12 protein-coding genes are annotated in these 15,745 nt (G+C 69.2%); 8 read left to right on the top strand and 4 right to left on the bottom strand.

The annotated features are described in order from the left end of the window. The first annotated feature begins 240 nt into the window (after positions 1-240). From D577_RS0104260 to D577_RS0104245, 4 genes are read left to right on the top strand one after another with little or no spacing between them, the layout of a single operon-like run. A complete protein-coding gene (locus D577_RS0104260; protein ID WP_246863894.1) occupies positions 241-987 on the top strand; it encodes an ABC transporter ATP-binding protein in 747 nt (248 codons plus the stop codon). Next, the gene (locus D577_RS0104255) at positions 984-3,530 is read left to right on the top strand and encodes an ABC transporter permease (protein ID WP_018946332.1); all 2,547 of its coding nucleotides are present in this window, start codon (positions 984-986) and stop codon (positions 3,528-3,530) included. The genes D577_RS0104260 and D577_RS0104255 overlap by 4 nt, the downstream gene beginning before the upstream one ends. After that, a complete protein-coding gene (locus tag D577_RS0104250; RefSeq protein WP_018946331.1) occupies positions 3,530-4,732 on the top strand; it encodes a lipocalin-like domain-containing protein in 1,203 nt (400 codons plus the stop codon). The genes D577_RS0104255 and D577_RS0104250 overlap by 1 nt, the downstream gene beginning before the upstream one ends. Before the next feature lie 5 nt (positions 4,733-4,737). Continuing rightward, positions 4,738-5,412: a cytochrome b/b6 domain-containing protein gene (locus D577_RS0104245; RefSeq protein ID WP_018946330.1), complete on the top strand. Its 675-nt coding sequence runs from the start codon at positions 4,738-4,740 to the stop codon at positions 5,410-5,412. Positions 5,413-6,677: 1,265 nt separating this feature from the next. On the opposite strand, the gene D577_RS0104240 is transcribed toward D577_RS0104245, so the two are convergent. Next, on the bottom strand, positions 6,678-9,455 hold the full coding sequence (locus tag D577_RS0104240; protein ID WP_018946329.1) for a valine--tRNA ligase: 2,778 nt from the start codon (positions 9,453-9,455) through the stop codon (positions 6,678-6,680). 187 nt (positions 9,456-9,642) lie between these two features. Between D577_RS0104240 and D577_RS0104235 the strand changes: the two genes are divergently transcribed. Next, complete coding sequence (locus tag D577_RS0104235; protein WP_018946328.1) at positions 9,643-10,242, top strand: porin family protein; 600 nt, start codon at positions 9,643-9,645, stop codon at positions 10,240-10,242. A gap of 105 nt (positions 10,243-10,347) precedes the next feature. Here D577_RS0104235 and D577_RS0104230 read toward each other — a convergent pair whose 3' ends face one another. The 3 genes from D577_RS0104230 to D577_RS0104220 form a co-directional block, all read right to left on the bottom strand. After that, positions 10,348-10,650: a high-potential iron-sulfur protein gene (locus D577_RS0104230; RefSeq protein ID WP_018946327.1), complete on the bottom strand. Its 303-nt coding sequence runs from the start codon at positions 10,648-10,650 to the stop codon at positions 10,348-10,350. A 182-nt stretch (positions 10,651-10,832) separates the two neighbouring features. Next, a complete protein-coding gene (locus D577_RS0104225) occupies positions 10,833-11,252 on the bottom strand; it encodes a DNA polymerase III subunit chi (RefSeq protein WP_018946326.1) in 420 nt (139 codons plus the stop codon). Positions 11,253-11,265: 13 nt separating this feature from the next. Continuing rightward, the gene (locus D577_RS0104220; RefSeq protein ID WP_018946325.1) at positions 11,266-12,744 is read right to left on the bottom strand and encodes a leucyl aminopeptidase; all 1,479 of its coding nucleotides are present in this window, start codon (positions 12,742-12,744) and stop codon (positions 11,266-11,268) included. Positions 12,745-12,841: 97 nt separating this feature from the next. On the opposite strand from D577_RS0104220, the gene lptF reads away from it, so the two are divergent. The 3 genes from lptF to D577_RS0104205 are packed head-to-tail and all read left to right on the top strand — an operon-like array spanning position 12,842 to position 15,732. After that, positions 12,842-13,954, top strand: coding sequence for an LPS export ABC transporter permease LptF (lptF, locus tag D577_RS0104215; protein WP_018946324.1), 1,113 nt, complete (start codon positions 12,842-12,844; stop codon positions 13,952-13,954). Then, entirely contained in the window at positions 13,951-15,015 is a 1,065-nt protein-coding gene (gene lptG, locus D577_RS0104210) for an LPS export ABC transporter permease LptG (RefSeq protein ID WP_018946323.1), read from the top strand. Before lptF ends, lptG begins: the two co-directional genes overlap by 4 nt. 36 nt (positions 15,016-15,051) lie before the next feature. Further along, the gene (locus D577_RS0104205) at positions 15,052-15,732 is read left to right on the top strand and encodes a GDSL-type esterase/lipase family protein (protein WP_018946322.1); all 681 of its coding nucleotides are present in this window, start codon (positions 15,052-15,054) and stop codon (positions 15,730-15,732) included. The last annotated feature ends 13 nt before the right edge of the window (positions 15,733-15,745 follow it).

Raw genomic sequence — 15,745 nt, 5'->3', positions numbered from 1 at the left:
GCTCTTGTGTCATGAGGCCCGGCGGAAGCGGCGGAGAAGGGTGCACAGTGCTTACGGCCGGGCGACGATAGATCGACAGCGTGTTCGGCGTTTCATCATGCGTTCCCTTGTGGCAGGTTCCCTCATTTTAACGGGTCTTCCGTTTCATTCAAGTGCTTGCACGCAATGCTTGCACCGGTTTGCCCGCTGGCGCGAACCTTTCCGGCCGTGCCCGGTCGCTTGTTCATGATGGAGCCATACATGTCTTCCCATCCCTCCCCGCCCGCCGCTCCGTCAAGGGAACCGGTCCTTACCGTGAGTTCACTGGCGTTCGCCTATCCGGGCACGCCGGACACGCCGGTGCTGCGCGGGGTGGACCTGACACTGGCGCCGAGGGAGCGGGTGGCGATCGTCGGCGAGAGCGGTTCCGGCAAGTCCACCTTGCTGCACCTGGCCGCGGGGCTGGAGCACCCGGGCGAGGGCGAGGTGCGGCTGGCGGGGGCCTCGCTCGGTGCCCTGGACGAGGCCGGCCGCACGCGTCTGCGCCGGCGTGTCGCGGGGATCGTGTTCCAGTCGTTCCATCTGATCCCCACTCTCGATGCGCGCGAGAACGTGATGCTGGCGCTGGAGCTGGCCGGGCTCCCCGATGACGTTCCGGGCCGCCGGGCGCGGGTGGCGGAGCGCCGCCGGCGTGCGGACGCCGCGCTGGCGGCGGTCGGTCTGGAAGGACTGGGCGGACGCCTGCCCGAAGCCCTCAGCGGCGGGGAACAGCAGCGCGTGGCCATCGCCCGCGCGCTGGTGCATCAACCGGCCCTGATCCTGGCCGACGAACCGACCGGTAACCTCGATTCGGTCACCGGCGAGTCGGTCTTCTCGCTGCTGCTGGAGCAGGTGGCCACGCATGACAGCGCCCTGCTGCTGGTGACCCACAGCGCGGAACTGGCCGGACGCCTCGACCGCATTTACACCATGCGCGACGGCCGCCTGGAGGGTGCCGCAAGGCCATGAATCTGGTGTGGCGGGCCTGGATGCGGGACTGGCGGCGCCGTCCCCTGCAGCGGGTACTGACCCTGCTGGGGGTGGTGATCGCGGTCGCCGTGGTGCTGGCCGTGGATCTGGCCAACCAATCCGCGCAGCGGGCCTTCGACCGTTCCATGGAGACCGTCGCCGGTACCGCCACCCATCAGGTGCTGGGGCCGCCACAGGGATTCGCCGAGGCCGTGTATGCGGAGTTGCGCACCGCCGGCCAGCGGGAGACGGCGCCGGTGGTGGAGGGGGCCGCGCGGCTGGAAGATGGCCGCAGTATCTACCTGCTGGGCGTGGATCCGTTCGCCGAGGGGCCGTTCCGCGGCGCCGCCTCGGACATCGGCGCGGCACCCGTGCAGCGGCTGCTGACCGAGCCCGGGACGGTATTGCCGCCACGCCAGTGGTTCGCGGAGCAGGATGCGGCGGATGGCGACCGGGTCGAACTGCAGGCGGCCGGCGGGCGCCACGCGGTGCGGGTGCTCGCGGCCGACGGCGCCGGCCAGGACGACGGTCGGGTGTGGGTGACCGACATCGCCACCGCCCAGGTCCTGCTGGGCCGCGAGGGGCGCCTCGACCGCATCGACCTGCGGCTGGAGGACGCCGAGGCGCAACGGGCGATGGAACGCGCATTGGAGCGGGCCGCCGGGGCCGCGGGGGTGAACCCCGAGGAGCTGGAGATCGTCGCGTCCGGGGCACGCGATCAGGCCTCGCGCGAGCTGGCGCGGGCGTTTCGCATCAACCTGACGGCGATGAGTCTGCTGGCGCTGCTGATCGCGGCGTTTCTGGTCTACAACACCCAGACGTTTTCGGTGCTGCGCCGGCGCGAGCTCCTGTCCAGTCTGCGCCTGCTGGGAGTGGGACGCGGTCGGGTCGTCGCCGTGGTTTTGCTGGAGGCCGCGGTGGTCGGACTGATCGGGACGCTGCTGGGGGCGCTGGCCGGGATTGCCCTGGCGCAGGTGCTGGTTGCGCAGGTGGCGCAGACGGTCACCGATCATTTCTTCGCCGCAGCGGTCACCCGGGTGACACCCCGCCCGCTGGCACTGCTGGCCGTGCTGGTGCTGGGCGTGGGCGTGGCGCTGCTGGCCGCGCTGGCCCCGGCACTGGAAGCGGCCCGCCACGCGGGCCCCTCGGCGCAGGGGGCGGGGGGTGGCGAGTTGCGGGCGCGGCGGCGGGTGCAACGCGTCGCGGCGGCTTCCCTGATCCTGCTGGCGGCCGGGGCGCTGGTGCTGATCAGCGCACTCGGGGGCCTGCCGGGGGCGTTCTTCGGGCTGTTCCTGCTGATTGCCGGGTTCGTGCTGTTGCTGCCGTGGGCCCTGGCGTGGGTGCTGCGTGGTCTCGCCGTCGCCAGCGCCGGTCGGACCCTGACGCGGATCGGCTTGCGCAGCCTGGAACGCAGTCTCTCGCGCAGCGGTCCGGCCGTCTCGGCCCTGACCCTGGCTCTGGCCGCGACCATCGCGGTGTCGGTGATGGTGGGCAGTTTTCGCGGCAGCGTGGAACAGTGGCTGGGGCAGGCCCTGACCTCCGATCTCTATGTCACTCCGGTCGCGCCGGCCGCGGCACGGGATTCGGCGCGGCTGCCGCAGGACTGGGCCGGGCCGCTGTTGAGCGAATCCGGGGCCGAATCGCTGAGTACCGGTACCACGGTGGAGACCGGCAGCGACGCGGGTCGGGTCGAGCTGTTCGTGGTGCGGCCGCACCCCGACTGGCTGGAACACCTGCCGCTGCTGCAGGTGGATGGTCCCCGGGGCGGGCTGGCGGACCGTCTGGCCGCCGGCGAGGCCGTGCTGGTGACCGAGCCGTTCGCCGCGCACCATGGCCTGCAGGCCGGGGAGACCCTCGAGCTGATGGTGCCGGGCGGCCGCCGGTCATTCGCGGTGGCAGGGGTCTACCGGGACTATGGCTCGCCTCGGGGGCGGGTAATGATGCCCCATGCGGCGTACGCGCGTGACGGTCCGGCGCCGGACGGCGTGGGGTCCTTCGGGCTTGTCCTGCCATCGGGTGCGGATGCCGCCGCTGCGGCCGAACGCATCGAGGCGTGGCTGGCGGAGCGGGATCCGGCCGCGGTGGTAACGCGGCCCGACACTCTCGAGGAGGAATCCATGGCGATCTTCGACCGGACCTTCGCGGTCACCCACCTGCTGCGGATCATCACCCTCGTAGTAGCCTTCATCGCCATCCTCGGGGCATTGATGGCGCTGCAGATGGAGCGCGCCCGCGAGTTCGCGACGCTGCGCAGCCTGGGGCTGGAACCCCGGGGCGTGCGGGGCCTGGTGCTGCTGCAGGGCGGGGTGCTGGGGCTGTTCGCGGTGCTCGCGGCGATCCCCGGGGGGCTGGGGATGGGCTGGATCCTGATCGAGGTGATCAATCGTCAGGCCTTCGGCTGGGGCATGGACCTGCGCTGGCCGGGACGCGAGGTGGCCGGGACGGTGTTCATCGGTCTCGTGGCCGCCCTGCTGGCCTCGCTGTGGCCGGCCTGGCGCATGGCGCGGATGCGCCTGCTGCCGGCGTTGCGGGAGGTGGCTTGATGGCGGGAATGATGCGCCGAGGACTGGATGTGCTCCGGGAGGGCGCCCCGGGCGTGTTTCTGATGGCCCTGGTGGCGTGCACCGGGGAGCCCCCGGAGCCCGATGCCGGGGTCGACGGGAACGGCGGAGCGCTGCGGGTCGGCGATGCCCTGGGGGTGGAGGATGTCGAGGGCTTTCGTCGCGCCGACGGACCGCGGGCCTTCGAGTTTCCCCGGGATCACGGACCGCACCCGGGGTTTCGCAACGAGTGGTGGTATCTGACCGGCAATCTGGATGACCCCGACGGCGGACGCCATGGCTTTCACATCACCTTCTTCCGGGTGGCGCTGGCGCCGGAGCTGGAGGGCGACCCGGCGTTTCATGGGTCGAGCTGGGCCACGCCGCGGCTGTGGATGGCGCATGCTGCGATCCTCGACGTGGAGGGCGACTGGCACGGTTCGGAGGAGCGTTTCGCCCGGGATGCCGCCGGGCTGGCCGGGGCCAGCGAGCCGGCGGGTCGGGTGTGGCTGGAGGACTGGGAGCTGGCCGGCCTGGCGGGCGACACCTGGGACCTGCGGTTCACGGTGGACGGGCGCGAGCTGGAACTGGAGCTGGACCCGGAGCGCGCCCCGGTGCTGCAGGGCGAGGCAGGTCTGAGCCAGAAGGGGCCGGAGCCGGGCAATGCGTCTTACTACTACTCGGTCCCGCGGATCGCCGCGCGGGGTACCCTGCGCGACGCCAACGACGACGAACGGTTGCTGTCGGGGCAGGCCTGGCTGGACCGCGAATGGAGCAGCGGCGCGCTGGCCGCGGGCCAGATCGGCTGGAACTGGTTTGCGCTGCAGTTCGACGACGGGACCGACCTCATGTACTACCAGCTGCGCCGCGAGGACGGCGCGCCCCACGAGCGGTCGAAGGGCCGCTGGATGCCGGCCGATGCCCCGGACCACGAGCTGCGCCCGGAGCATGTGGAGCTGGAGCCGCTGCGGCATGCGCGCATGCCCTCGGGGAACCGCTATCCGGTGGTCTGGGCGATGACGGTCACGCTGCCGGATGGCAACTCGCCCCGGCGTTTCCGCGTGGAGGCGGTGCGGGAATTTCAGGAAATGGATACGGTCATTCCCTACTGGGAAGGCGCGGTGGACATCCGTGACGAGGAGGGCGAGCTTCTGGGCCGCGGCTTCGTGGAACTGACCGGCTATGAACGCGAGGACGAAGAATGAACGGAATGACCGGTGGCAACGCGGATGCCCTGCGGGTGAAGGTCTGGGACTGGCCGACGCGGGTTTTTCACTGGGGACTGCTGCTGTGTCTGGTGGGCCTGTGGTACACCAGCACCGAATTCATGCTGTTCCGGTGGCACAAGTGGCTGGGTTACACCGTGCTGGGGCTGCTGCTGTTCCGCATCGTGTGGGGCTTTGTCGGCAGCGAGACGGCGCGTTTTCGCCACTGGCTGGCGGGGCCGGTGACGGTCGCGCGTTACGTGTGGGGCCGACTGCGCGGGACGGCACCCGAATACCTCGGCCACAACCCGCTGGGTGGCTGGGCGGTCCTGCTGATGCTGGTGCTGCTGCTGGTGCAGGCGGTCACCGGGCTGTTCGCCAATGACGACATCTTCAACCAGGGGCCGCTGGCCGATTCCGTCAGCCGTGACGTCGAACGTACGATGACGCGGCTGCACAACTGGAACTTCGATCTGTTGCTGATCGTGATCGGCGTCCACGTACTGGCCGTGTTCACCTACCAGTTCATCCTGCGGATCCGCCTGATTGGGGCGATGATCACCGGCTACAAGCGCGGGGCCTGGTCGGACCACCCGCATATCGCGAATCCCTGGTTCGGGCTGGTGCTGGCGCTGATGGTGGCCGCACTGGTGTTCGGGGTCGGGTCCGTCTGGGGATAACAGGTTGTGGGAGCTTGCTTGCAAGCGAACGGGCTGCTGCCGGGTCTGACCGCTGCCGCGGCCCTTCGAACTGACGCTGCGGAGTCGGCGGCTTTGGCTGCCGCCGGGGGTGTTGCGCTCTCTCGCGAGCGCGCCGCGCCCGTTGTCGATCAAAAACGGGCTTTCTTGTGTGAACAAGAAAGGACCCAAAGAAGTCACCCCGACTGCCGCATCCCGGTCCGCTGACGCGGCCCGGGATGCCCTCGCTCCGAGGCCGATCGCGGGCGGCGCTGAACTCGCGAAGCTGCGCTTCGCTCAGACAAGCAGCGCCTTTTCTCCCGCGCCCGACCTCTGCGCTCGGTGCGGCAAACGGGGCCGCAGGACGACCGCCCGTTCCTTTTTCGCCAGGCGGGCAGGCCGGGGGTTGTGAACGCCCCGGCCGAGACCAGGACCGTTGGCAACCGATTGTGCCGGATCGGCGAGAGGGCTCGCCTCCCACCGTGTTGAAGCCTGCCCCCCGCAGGAGGCCGGCCCTCCGGCCGATCGGGGGCCGGATGCCGTGTCGCATGGGAAGATGTCGCCCCCAAAGGACACCACGAGCCTTCGGTTCGCTTGCAAGCAAGCTCCCACAGTCACTGTTGCATACCCGGCACCGGGAGGGTGCCCGGGTAGGGCCATGGGCATGCCCTGCCGAGCCACATGATCTTCTTCCATCAGGGTTTCGGGGTGGAGCCTCTGCCCACACGCGATTCCTTTGTAAGGATGGACGGGAATGAGCTCTGCGAAGGGCCCGTACCAAAGCTTGAATCCGTTGGTGCACCGGACCGCCGCTGCATCAGGAACCGGGGAATGCACGATTCGGGCGCCCCACGATCAGCCGGGCCGGGACCGGGGCACCAATGGCCGGAGCGCCTCCGGTTTACCCCCTCCCGTTGCGAGCCCCTTGCGGAGGGTGCCTCGCGCCGGAAACAAGGCGCCGGATGTCTGAGCGAAGCGTAGCTTCGCGAGTTCGGCGCCGCCGGCGCGGGGCGCCCGGAGCAAGGTTCCCGGGCGAGCTCCGGGTGCCCTTCTTTGGGTCCTTTCTTGGGCAAGCAAGAAAGGACCTCGCGGTGCGCTCGCGAGAGAGCGCAACCCCCGGCGGCAGCCAAAGCCGCCGACTCCGCAGCGCCAGCTCAAGGCCCCGCGGCAGCGGTCAGGCACGGGCAGCAGCCCGTGTTCGCTTGCAAGCAAGCTCCCACAGCCGTTGCCGGGCGCCGTCCCGACACCCGGCCAGCGCTGCGCCGGTGTTACATCGCCCGGATGCGTTCGCGCTGGGCGGCGAGCTGTTCGCGGGTGGCCTGCATCTCGGCGACGCGGTCGCGCTCCTTCTGCACCACCTCGGCCGGGGCGCGGTCGACGAAGCTCTCGTTGGCAAGGCGCTTTTCGCTTTGCTCGAGATTCTTGTCGAGCTTGTCGATCTCCTTGTCCAGGCGGGCGAGCTCGGCGTCCTTGTCGATCAGTCCGGCCAGCGGGATCAGCAGCTGCATCTCGTCGACCAGGGCCATCGCGGATTCCGGGGCCTCGTCGGTGGCGTCCAGCCAGGTCACGCTCTCGGGTTTCGCCAGAAACTCCAGCAGCCCGCGGTGGCGCGCGTAACGCTGCTGGTCGGCCTCGCTCCAGTTCTTCACCAGCACCGGCAGCGGCTTGCCCGGGGCGATGTCCATCTCGGCGCGAATGCGGCGCAGCCCGGTGATGAAATCCTTGACCCAGTCGAGCTCGGCGGTGGCGGTGGCATCACGCGGGAAGCCGTCCTGCGCGGGCCAGGGGCGCTGGACCAGGAACTCGATGTCGTCGCCGATGCCGGCGTGCGGCTTCACACTGGTCCAGATCGCCTCGGTGATGAACGGGATCACCGGGTGCAGCAGACGCAGCAGGGCCTCGAGCACGCTGACGAGCGTATGGCGCGTGGCACGCTTGACCGCCTCCGGCGTGGCCTCGTCGTTCAGCACCGGCTTGGTCAGCTCCAGGTACCAGTCGCAGTAGTCGTGCCAGGTGAACTCGTAGAGCGTCTGCGCGGCGAGGTCGAAGCGGTAGGCGTCGAGCTGCTGCGTGGCGGTCGCGGCGGTGGCGGCCAGGCGGTCGAGGATCCAGCGATCGGCCAGGGTGCGTTGTTCCGCCGTGTCGGCAGCAGGCGAGCAGTCCTGGCCCTCGACGTTCATCAGCACGAAGCGCGAGGCGTTCCACAGCTTGTTGCAGAAGTTGCGGTAGCCCTCGATGCGGCCGAGATCGAACTTGATGTCGCGCCCGGTGGTGGCGAGTGCCGCGAGGGTGAAGCGCAGGGCGTCGGTGCCGAAGGCGGGGAAGCCGTCGGGGAAGGCCTTGCGTGTGGTCTTCTCGATCTTCTTCGCCATCTGCGGCTGCATCAGGCCCTGGGTGCGCTTGGCCACCAGGTCGTCGGCGCTGATGCCGTCGATCAGGTCAATCGGGTCGATCACGTTGCCCTTGGACTTGGACATCTTCTGGCCTTCCGAGTCGCGGATCAGGCCGGTTACGTAGACCTCGCGGAAAGGCACGTCCCCCATGAAGTGCTCGCCCATCATGATCATGCGGGCGACCCAGAAGAAGATGATGTCGAAGCCGGTGACCAGCACGCTGGTCGGGTAGAAGTCCTTGAGCTCCTGCGTCTGCTCCGGCCAGCCGAGGGTGGAGAATGGCCACAGCGCCGAGCTGAACCAGGTGTCGAGCACGTCCTCGTCCTGTTCCAGCGCCACCTCGGCGCCCAGGCCGTGCTTCTCGCGCACCTCGTCCTCGGAACGCCCGACGTACACGTTGCCATCGCCGTCGTACCAGGCGGGGATGCGGTGGCCCCACCAGATCTGGCGCGAGATGCACCAGTCCTCGATGTTGCGCATCCACTCGAAGTAGGTCTTCGACCAGTTCTCCGGCACGAAGCGGATGCGGCCGTCCTCCACCGCCTTGATCGCCGGTTCGGCCAGCGGGCCGGCCTTCACGTACCACTGGTCGGTCAGGTAGGGCTCGACCACGGTGCCGGAGCGGTCGCCGCGCGGGACCATCAGCTTGTGGTCCTCGGTCTTTTCCAGCAGGCCGAGGTGATCCAGATCGGCGACCACGCGCTTGCGGGCCTCGTAACGGTCCAGTCCGCGGTAGGCCTCGGGCACGCTGTCGTTCAGGCAGGCATCGATGGTCAGGATGTTGATCACCGGCAGGTCGTGGCGCTGCCCCATCGCGTAGTCGTTGAAGTCGTGCGCCGGGGTGATCTTCACGCAGCCGGAGCCGAACTCGGCCTCGACGTAATCGTCGGCGATGATCGGGATCTCGCGCCCGACCAGCGGCAGGCGGATGGTCTTGCCGATCAGGTGGCGGTAGCGCTCGTCCTCCGGGTGCACCGCGACGGCGGTATCGCCCAGCATGGTCTCGGGGCGCGTGGTGGCCACGGTCAGGTGCCCGGAGCCGTCCGCCAGCGGGTAGCGGAAGTGCCACAGATGACCGTTTTCCTCTTCCGACAGCACCTCCAGGTCGGACAGCGCGGTGTGCAGGACCGGGTCCCAGTTGACCAGGCGCTTGCCGCGGTAGATCAGGCCCTCGTCAAACAGGCGCACGAAGACCTCGAGCACCGCCTCGGACAGGCCGTCGTCCATGGTGAATCGCTCGCGCGACCAGTCCACCGAATCGCCCAGCCGGCGCATCTGGCGGGTGATGGTGCCGCCGGATTCGTTCTTCCAGTCCCAGACCGCGCGGACGAACTCCTCGCGCCCGAGGTCGTGGCGGGTCTTTTCCTGCGCCGCCAGCTGGCGCTCGACCACCATCTGCGTGGCGATCCCGGCATGGTCGGTCCCGCCCTGCCACAGGGTGCGGTCGCCGTGCATGCGCCGGTAGCGGATCAGGGTGTCCATCAGCGTGTGCTGGAACGCATGCCCCATGTGCAGCGTGCCGGTCACGTTCGGCGGCGGCAGCAGGATGCAGTAGTTTGCCTCGCCCGTCTCCGGCGGCGCGAAGATGTTCGCGGCCTCCCAGCGTTCGTACTGGGCCTGTTCGATGCTCTTGGGGTCGAAGCTCTTGTCCATGGTCGGGCCGGGCTCGGGGTGTGGATGGCAAAGCCGCGCATTATAACGAGGGATGCAGTTCGTGACCCGTTTTCCTGCGCGGCTTGTCGAAACCCTCGGCCCGTGTGCGAGAATAAGCCGAACGTGATGACCGCTGAGTGTGGCGGGCCTGTGCGCCGCAACCGGATAACAACGAGGAGAAAGACCGATGTTCACGAAAGGAAAGATTGCTGCCGCCGTCGGCGGTGCCCTGATGCTGGCCGGTGGCATGTCTGCGGCCCAGGCCGACACGTTCCACGGCGGATACGTCGGCGGCCAGCTGGTGATCGTGGATTACGACTTTGATGCGGACCCCGGCCCAACCCTGTCGGATACTGATGTCGGCATCGGTGGCCTGATCGGGACCGGTACCACCGAGAATGACTACTACCTGGGTGTGGAACTCGATTTCTGGCTGGATCAGGCCGACGACTCGACCACCTGGAACGGAATTGATACCGAGGTGGATGTGAAGCACAGCTATGGCGTGAACCTCCGGCTGGGCCGGGTCTTCAACGACGACTGGCTGGTCTATGGCCTGCTGGGTTATCAGGGCACCAAGGCCAAATTTTCCGTCGACGGATTTGGCTCCGAGTCTGAAACCTTCGAAGGCGGACGTGGAGGAGCCGGTGTTGAATATCAGCTCGACAACCGGATGTTCTTCCGCGGCGAATTCTCCAAGACCTACCACGGGTCGGAATCCTCACGTGGTGTCGAAGTGGATCCGGATTCCTGGCAGGTGAAGGGCGCGATCGGCTACCGCTTCTGAAGCCTTTCGGGGCAGGATCGGAATGAAGGGGCCCCGCGCGCCGGGGTGGCGTGCGGGGCCCTGTTGTATCGGGGCATTGCGGTGCCCCGTGAGCGGGTTGCGGGATCAGCCGCTGACCCAGGCGTCGCACCAGCCGCCGGCGGCGACGTTGACGCCCTGGAAATCGGCGTGATGGCAGCCGCCGTTGCCGTCCCAGAAGGCGCAGTTGTCGCAGCGCTCGCCCTCGGAGTAGTCCGGATGGTCGGCGTTGGCGGCATCCGCCACGTAGTTGTGGGCGTGTCCGTCCTCGGCCATGGGACTGGCCTTGGCGGCGGACATGCCGGCCATGCTCACAACCGGGATGGCGGCGACGGCCGCGGAGGCGCGGCGGAGAAAGGTACGGCGGCTGATATCGGTCTTGTCGGACATGGTTCCGACCTCCTTGCTGGTAGTTTTCTTGTGACGGGCATCTCTGCGGATGCCGTCGCTACCTTGCATCGGTTCTCCGCGTTATTTCTACGTGAATGGGTCACAAAACCTCCCCAAGTGAAGGGATTTATGATCCAGCTCAAGGGGTGGGTGCAGGGAAGGACGCCGTCCGCCGACGGGGCTCACAGGGCGTGATGTTCCAGCGGATAGCCGCGGTCGCGGAAGTAGCGCCAGCGGGCGCGGCCGGCGGCGCGGCCGGCGTCGTCGCCGCCGACGATGTCGGCCACGCGCTCGAAACGGCCGCAGTATTCGGGGACCTCGGCGGCCAGGTTGACCAGCACGTCGCAGTGGGTGGTCGGGGCACGGGAATCGTGCAGGGTCACCGGCACGTCGGCGGCGTCCACCTCGGTGGCATGGGGCAGGAAGGCGGTATCGCGGAAGGTCCACAGCCATTCGTCCAGGCTCTGCGTCAGGGCCGGGTCCCCGGTGTGCACGTGCACCCGGTGACCCTGGCGCGAGGCCTTCTCGGCCAGCCGGCAGGCCAGCTGCAGGCGCGCGTCAGGCTGCGCATCCTGCAGCAGGTAGAAGGTGACGCGGGTCATGCGCCGGCCTCCTTCAGGCCTGATCCAGCAGGTACTGCATCAGCATCGGGACCGGACGGCCGGTCGCGCCCTTTTCCTTGCCGCTCTTCCAGGCCACCCCGGCGATGTCGACGTGCGCCCAGGTGTAGTCCTCGGTGTAGCGCGAGAGGAAGCAGCCGGCGGTGATGGTGCCCGCCGGGCGACCGCCGATGTTGGCCATGTCGGCGAAGTTGCTCTTGAGCTGTTCCTGGTATTCCGGCCACAGCGGGAGCTGCCAGCCGCGGTCGCCGGTTTCCTCGCCGGCCTGCTGCAGCTGCCGGACCAGACGGTCGTCGTTGCCCAGTAGCGCGGCACCCTGGTGGCCCAGGGCGATGATGCAGGCGCCGGTGAGGGTGGCGATGTCGATCACCGCCTTCGGCTTGTAGCGATCCACCCAGGTCAGGGCGTCGGCCAGCACCAGGCGGCCCTCGGCGTCGGTATTCAGGATCTCGACGGTCTGCCCGGACAGGGTGTGGATGATGTCGCCGGGCCGGGTGGCGCGGCCGTCCGGCATGTTCTCGGCGCTGGTGACCACGCCGACCACGTTGATCGGCAGGCCCAGTTCGCACACCGCCTCGATGACCCCGAACACGCTGGCGGCGCCGCACATGTCGTATTTCATCTCGTCCATCTCGGCGCCCGGCTTGAGCGAGATGCCGCCGGTGTCGAAGGTGATGCCCTTGCCGACGAACACCACCGGGGCATCGTCCTTGTCGCCGCCGCGGTACTCCATCGCGATCAGGCGCGGCGGACGCTCCGACCCCTGGCCGACGGCGAGGATGGCCCCGGCGCCCAGGGCCTCCAGCTCGTGTTCGTCGAGCACGGTGGTCTCGAGACGGTCATACTGTTCGGCGAGCCGGCAGGCGGTGTCGGCGAGGGATTCGGGATAGCAGACGTTGGGCGGGGTGTTGCCGAGGTCCTTGGCCCGGTTCATGCCGGTGACGATGGCCGCGGCCTCGCTGCAGGCCTTCTTCGCCGCATCGGCCTGGTTGCGTTCCACCGCGAGCTGGACCTTCTCGAGCTTGACGGGCCGGGTTTCTTCCTTGCCCTTGAACTCGAAGAAGCGGTAGGCGGCATCGCCGATGGCGGTGATCAGGGTGCGCACGGTCCAGGCGATATCCTTGCCGCGCGGGACGAAGTCCTCCACCGCGATCACGGCCGAGTCGGCCGGGCGCTCCACCAGCGCGCTGGCGAGGGTCTGGCAGGCCTTGCGCGCGGCGCGGGCGTCGTAGTCCTTCTTCGCACCCAGGCCGATCAGCAGCGCGGAACCCTTGCGCCCGGTTCCGGGCACCAGCAGGCGCGAGCTGGCGTCGCCGTCCATCTCGCCGGCCTTGAGCAGGGCTGCGAGATCGCCGTCGCGGGCCGCGTCGACAGCGCGGGTGCCGGGGGCCGGTTTGCGCCGGTGGCTGACGGCGGTGACACGGATCCCGGCCCGGGGTTTGTCGACGGTGGAGGTGGTGACGGAGAATTGCATGGGCGCCTCGCGGGATGAGTTGAATGATCTCCAGTGATACTACCAGCGCGCCGCCGGGGCGCACTACGCACACCGGCGACGTGGATACGGGCCGCGCATGATCCTGCGCCGGGCCGAGCGCTTCGTTGCGCGCGAACTTCTGCTGACCCAGGCGGCGGTCACCGTGGTGCTGCTGCTGGTGATCGTCGGCGGGGTGCTCGCGCGCGTGCTGCAGGACGTGGCCGAGGGCAGCGTGCCGGCGGATTTCCTGCCGGCCCTGGTGGGCTTCGGCGCGTTCAAGGGCATCGTGTATCTGTGGCCGGTGGCGCTGTTCCTGGGGTTCATGCTGGTGCTGGGCCGCATGCAGCGCGACAGCGAACTGATCGCGCTGCAGTCGGGCGGGATGTCGTTCGCCGCGCTGTATCGTGCCCTGTTCCTGGTCGCCGGACCGGCGGCGATCCTGCTGGCGGCGCTGATGAACACCGTGGTGCCCTGGACCGAGGGCGAGGTGGACCGCATGCGCGATCTCGCCGATCAGCGCTCGGACCTGGTGGGGATCGCGCCGGGGCAGTTCCTGGAGTCGCGTGTGGGGGATCAGGTGTTCTTCGCCGAGCGTCTGAGCGATGACCGCGAGGCGCTGGAGGAGGTCTTCATCTACCGCGAGGTGGACGGCGAGGCGCAGGTCACGGTGGCCGCGCGTGCGATCCCCGATCCCGGTGCCGAGGGCAGCGGCTTCCTGGTGCTGGAGGACGGCTACCGCTACGTCGGCACCCCGGGCAGCGGGGCCTTCCGCATGCTGGAATTCGAGCGCCTGCGCACGCAGATCACCGAGCCCGACCCGGGCGCCGAGCGGCGCAGCCTGGAGGCGCTCTCCACGCCGGAGCTGTGGGCCGAGCGGGACGATCACGAGGTGCGCGCCGAACTGGAGTGGCGCTTTGCCATGCCGCTGTCGATCGTGGCCCTGACGCTGATCGCCCTGCCGCTGTCGCTGGTGCCGCCGCGCAGCGGGCGCTACGCGCGCATTCCCGCGGCGATCGGGGTGTACGTGCTGTACGCCAACTTCCTGATCCTGGGGCAGGGGCAGCTGGCGGACGGCCAGGTGCCCGTGGCCGTGGGACTGTGGTGGGCGCACGGCGCGATGCTCGCGCTGTGGTTGCTGCTGGCCTGGCGCAAGGGCCTGCTGCGCCGGCCGCGCCGGGGCGCGGGTCCGCCGGCGGGAGAGCCGGCATGACCACGATCCTGGGGCGCTACATCATCCGCCAGGTGCTGCTGGGGACCGCGCTGGCGGTGCTGCTGCTGGTCGCGCTGGATGCGGTATTCGCGCTGATCGACGAGCTGCGGGACATCGGCCGCGGCGATTACGGCGTGGCGCAGGCGCTGATGTACGTGGCGCTGACGCTGCCGCGGCGGATGTACGAGATGATGCCGCCGGCGGCCCTGCTCGGCGGTCTGCTGCTGCTGGGCAACCTCGCGGCGGGCAGCGAGCTGACGGCCATGCGCGCCGCCGGGATGACCCTCGGGCGCTTCGTCTCCTGGGTGATGCAGGGCGGGCTGATCGTGGTGCTGGCGATGGTCGCGATCGGCGAGTTCGTCGCGCCGGTGGCGGAGAACCGCGCGCAGAACCTCAAGGCGACCGCCTTCGACCGCGAACTGAGCGTTGGCTCGATGGGGCTGTGGGCGCGCGACGGGCGGCGCATCGTGCATGCCGAGGCCGTGCTGCCGGATGACCGGCTGGCCGGCGTGCGCGTGGTCGAACTGGGCGAGGACCGGCGCCCGCGGGTGATCACCCGGGCCGCGGGTGCGCGCCACGTGGACGGCGAGTGGTGGCTGGAGGACGTGGAACGCTCGCGCCCGGATTTCGACGGGGTGGTCACGGAACACGCCGATGAGAAACGCGTGGAGCGTCTGATCGCCCCGGAATACTTCTCGGTGCTGGTGGTGGAGCCCGCGCAGATGGGAGCGCGCGACCTGCATCGTTACATCCGGTACCTGCAGGAAAACCGCCTGGATTCGGCGCCCTACGAGGTGGCCTTCTGGCAGCGCCTGACCCTGCCGGCCTCGACCTGGGTGATGCTGCTGCTGGCGATCCCGTTCCTGTTCGGGTCGCAGCGCGAGGGCGGGGCCGGACGCCGGCTGTTCGTGGGCATCGCGATCGGGGTGTCGTTCGCGATCGTGATGCGGGCGATGACCCATGTCGGACTGGTGTTCGCGCTGCCGCCGGTGCTGGCGGCCAGTGTGCCGGTGCTGCTGTTCCTGGTGGCGGGGCTGCTGGGACTGCGGCGCGTGGCATGATGTGACGCGGATCATCGACGACGGGAGAACGACGCAATGAGAGCAGGCGGAAGACCGTCCCGGACCGGGCGCGCGGGGCAACTCCTGTGGCTGCTGCTGGTAGCCGGACTGCTGGCCGCCTGCGGCAGCCCGGGGCCCACCGATCTGGATCCGCTGCCGCGTTCGGCGACCGTGCTGGTTTTCGGGAACAGCGTGACCCACGGGACCGGGGCCGGCGATGGCAAGGACTTTCCGACGCGTCTGGAGGCGATCACCGGCTGGACCGTCATCAACGACGGGGTGCCCGGCGATCGGGCGGATACCGCACGCGGGCGCATCGAGGACAGCCTGGTCGAACATGAACCGGATCTGGTCATCCTCGAGCTCGGCGGCAACGACTTCCTGCGCGGGCGGGAGCCGGCGGAGGTGAAGGAGGATCTGCGGGCACTGATCGGACACGTGCGTGACCACGGGGGCCAGCCACTGCTGATCGGCGTGCCCGAGGCTTCGGCCCTGGGGGCGGCCACCGGCCGGCTGAGTGATGACGGGATCTATCGCGAGCTGGCGCGCGAGGAGGACGTACCGCTGATCGAGGGCGTGCTGGCCGGGGTGCTGAACGACCCGGATCTGCGTGCGGACCGCATCCACCCGAACGCGGACGGCTATGCACGCATGGCCGAGGAGATCGCCGACGGGCTGATGGAGGTCGGACTGTGGCTGGGGCGCCGAGCCCCGTGAGCGGGTGACGGGC

This window comes from Thioalkalivibrio sp. AKL17, assembly GCF_000377885.1.
Taxonomy (GTDB): Bacteria; Pseudomonadota; Gammaproteobacteria; order Ectothiorhodospirales; family Ectothiorhodospiraceae; genus Thioalkalivibrio; species Thioalkalivibrio halophilus.
This window is presented reverse-complemented; position numbering and strand designations above follow the sequence as displayed.

Coding starts and splice junctions, on each gene's coding strand:
- D577_RS0104260 (WP_246863894.1), top strand. CDS start 241: ATGTCTTCCCATCCCTCCCCGCCCGCCGCTCCGTCAAGGGAACCGGTC.
- D577_RS0104255 (WP_018946332.1), top strand. CDS start 984: ATGAATCTGGTGTGGCGGGCCTGGATGCGGGACTGGCGGCGCCGTCCC.
- D577_RS0104250 (WP_018946331.1), top strand. CDS start 3,530: ATGGCGGGAATGATGCGCCGAGGACTGGATGTGCTCCGGGAGGGCGCC.
- D577_RS0104245 (WP_018946330.1), top strand. CDS start 4,738: ATGACCGGTGGCAACGCGGATGCCCTGCGGGTGAAGGTCTGGGACTGG.
- D577_RS0104240 (WP_018946329.1), bottom strand. CDS start 9,455: ATGGACAAGAGCTTCGACCCCAAGAGCATCGAACAGGCCCAGTACGAA.
- D577_RS0104235 (WP_018946328.1), top strand. CDS start 9,643: ATGTTCACGAAAGGAAAGATTGCTGCCGCCGTCGGCGGTGCCCTGATG.
- D577_RS0104230 (WP_018946327.1), bottom strand. CDS start 10,650: ATGTCCGACAAGACCGATATCAGCCGCCGTACCTTTCTCCGCCGCGCC.
- D577_RS0104225 (WP_018946326.1), bottom strand. CDS start 11,252: ATGACCCGCGTCACCTTCTACCTGCTGCAGGATGCGCAGCCTGACGCG.
- D577_RS0104220 (WP_018946325.1), bottom strand. CDS start 12,744: ATGCAATTCTCCGTCACCACCTCCACCGTCGACAAACCCCGGGCCGGG.
- lptF (WP_018946324.1), top strand. CDS start 12,842: ATGATCCTGCGCCGGGCCGAGCGCTTCGTTGCGCGCGAACTTCTGCTG.
- lptG (WP_018946323.1), top strand. CDS start 13,951: ATGACCACGATCCTGGGGCGCTACATCATCCGCCAGGTGCTGCTGGGG.
- D577_RS0104205 (WP_018946322.1), top strand. CDS start 15,052: ATGAGAGCAGGCGGAAGACCGTCCCGGACCGGGCGCGCGGGGCAACTC.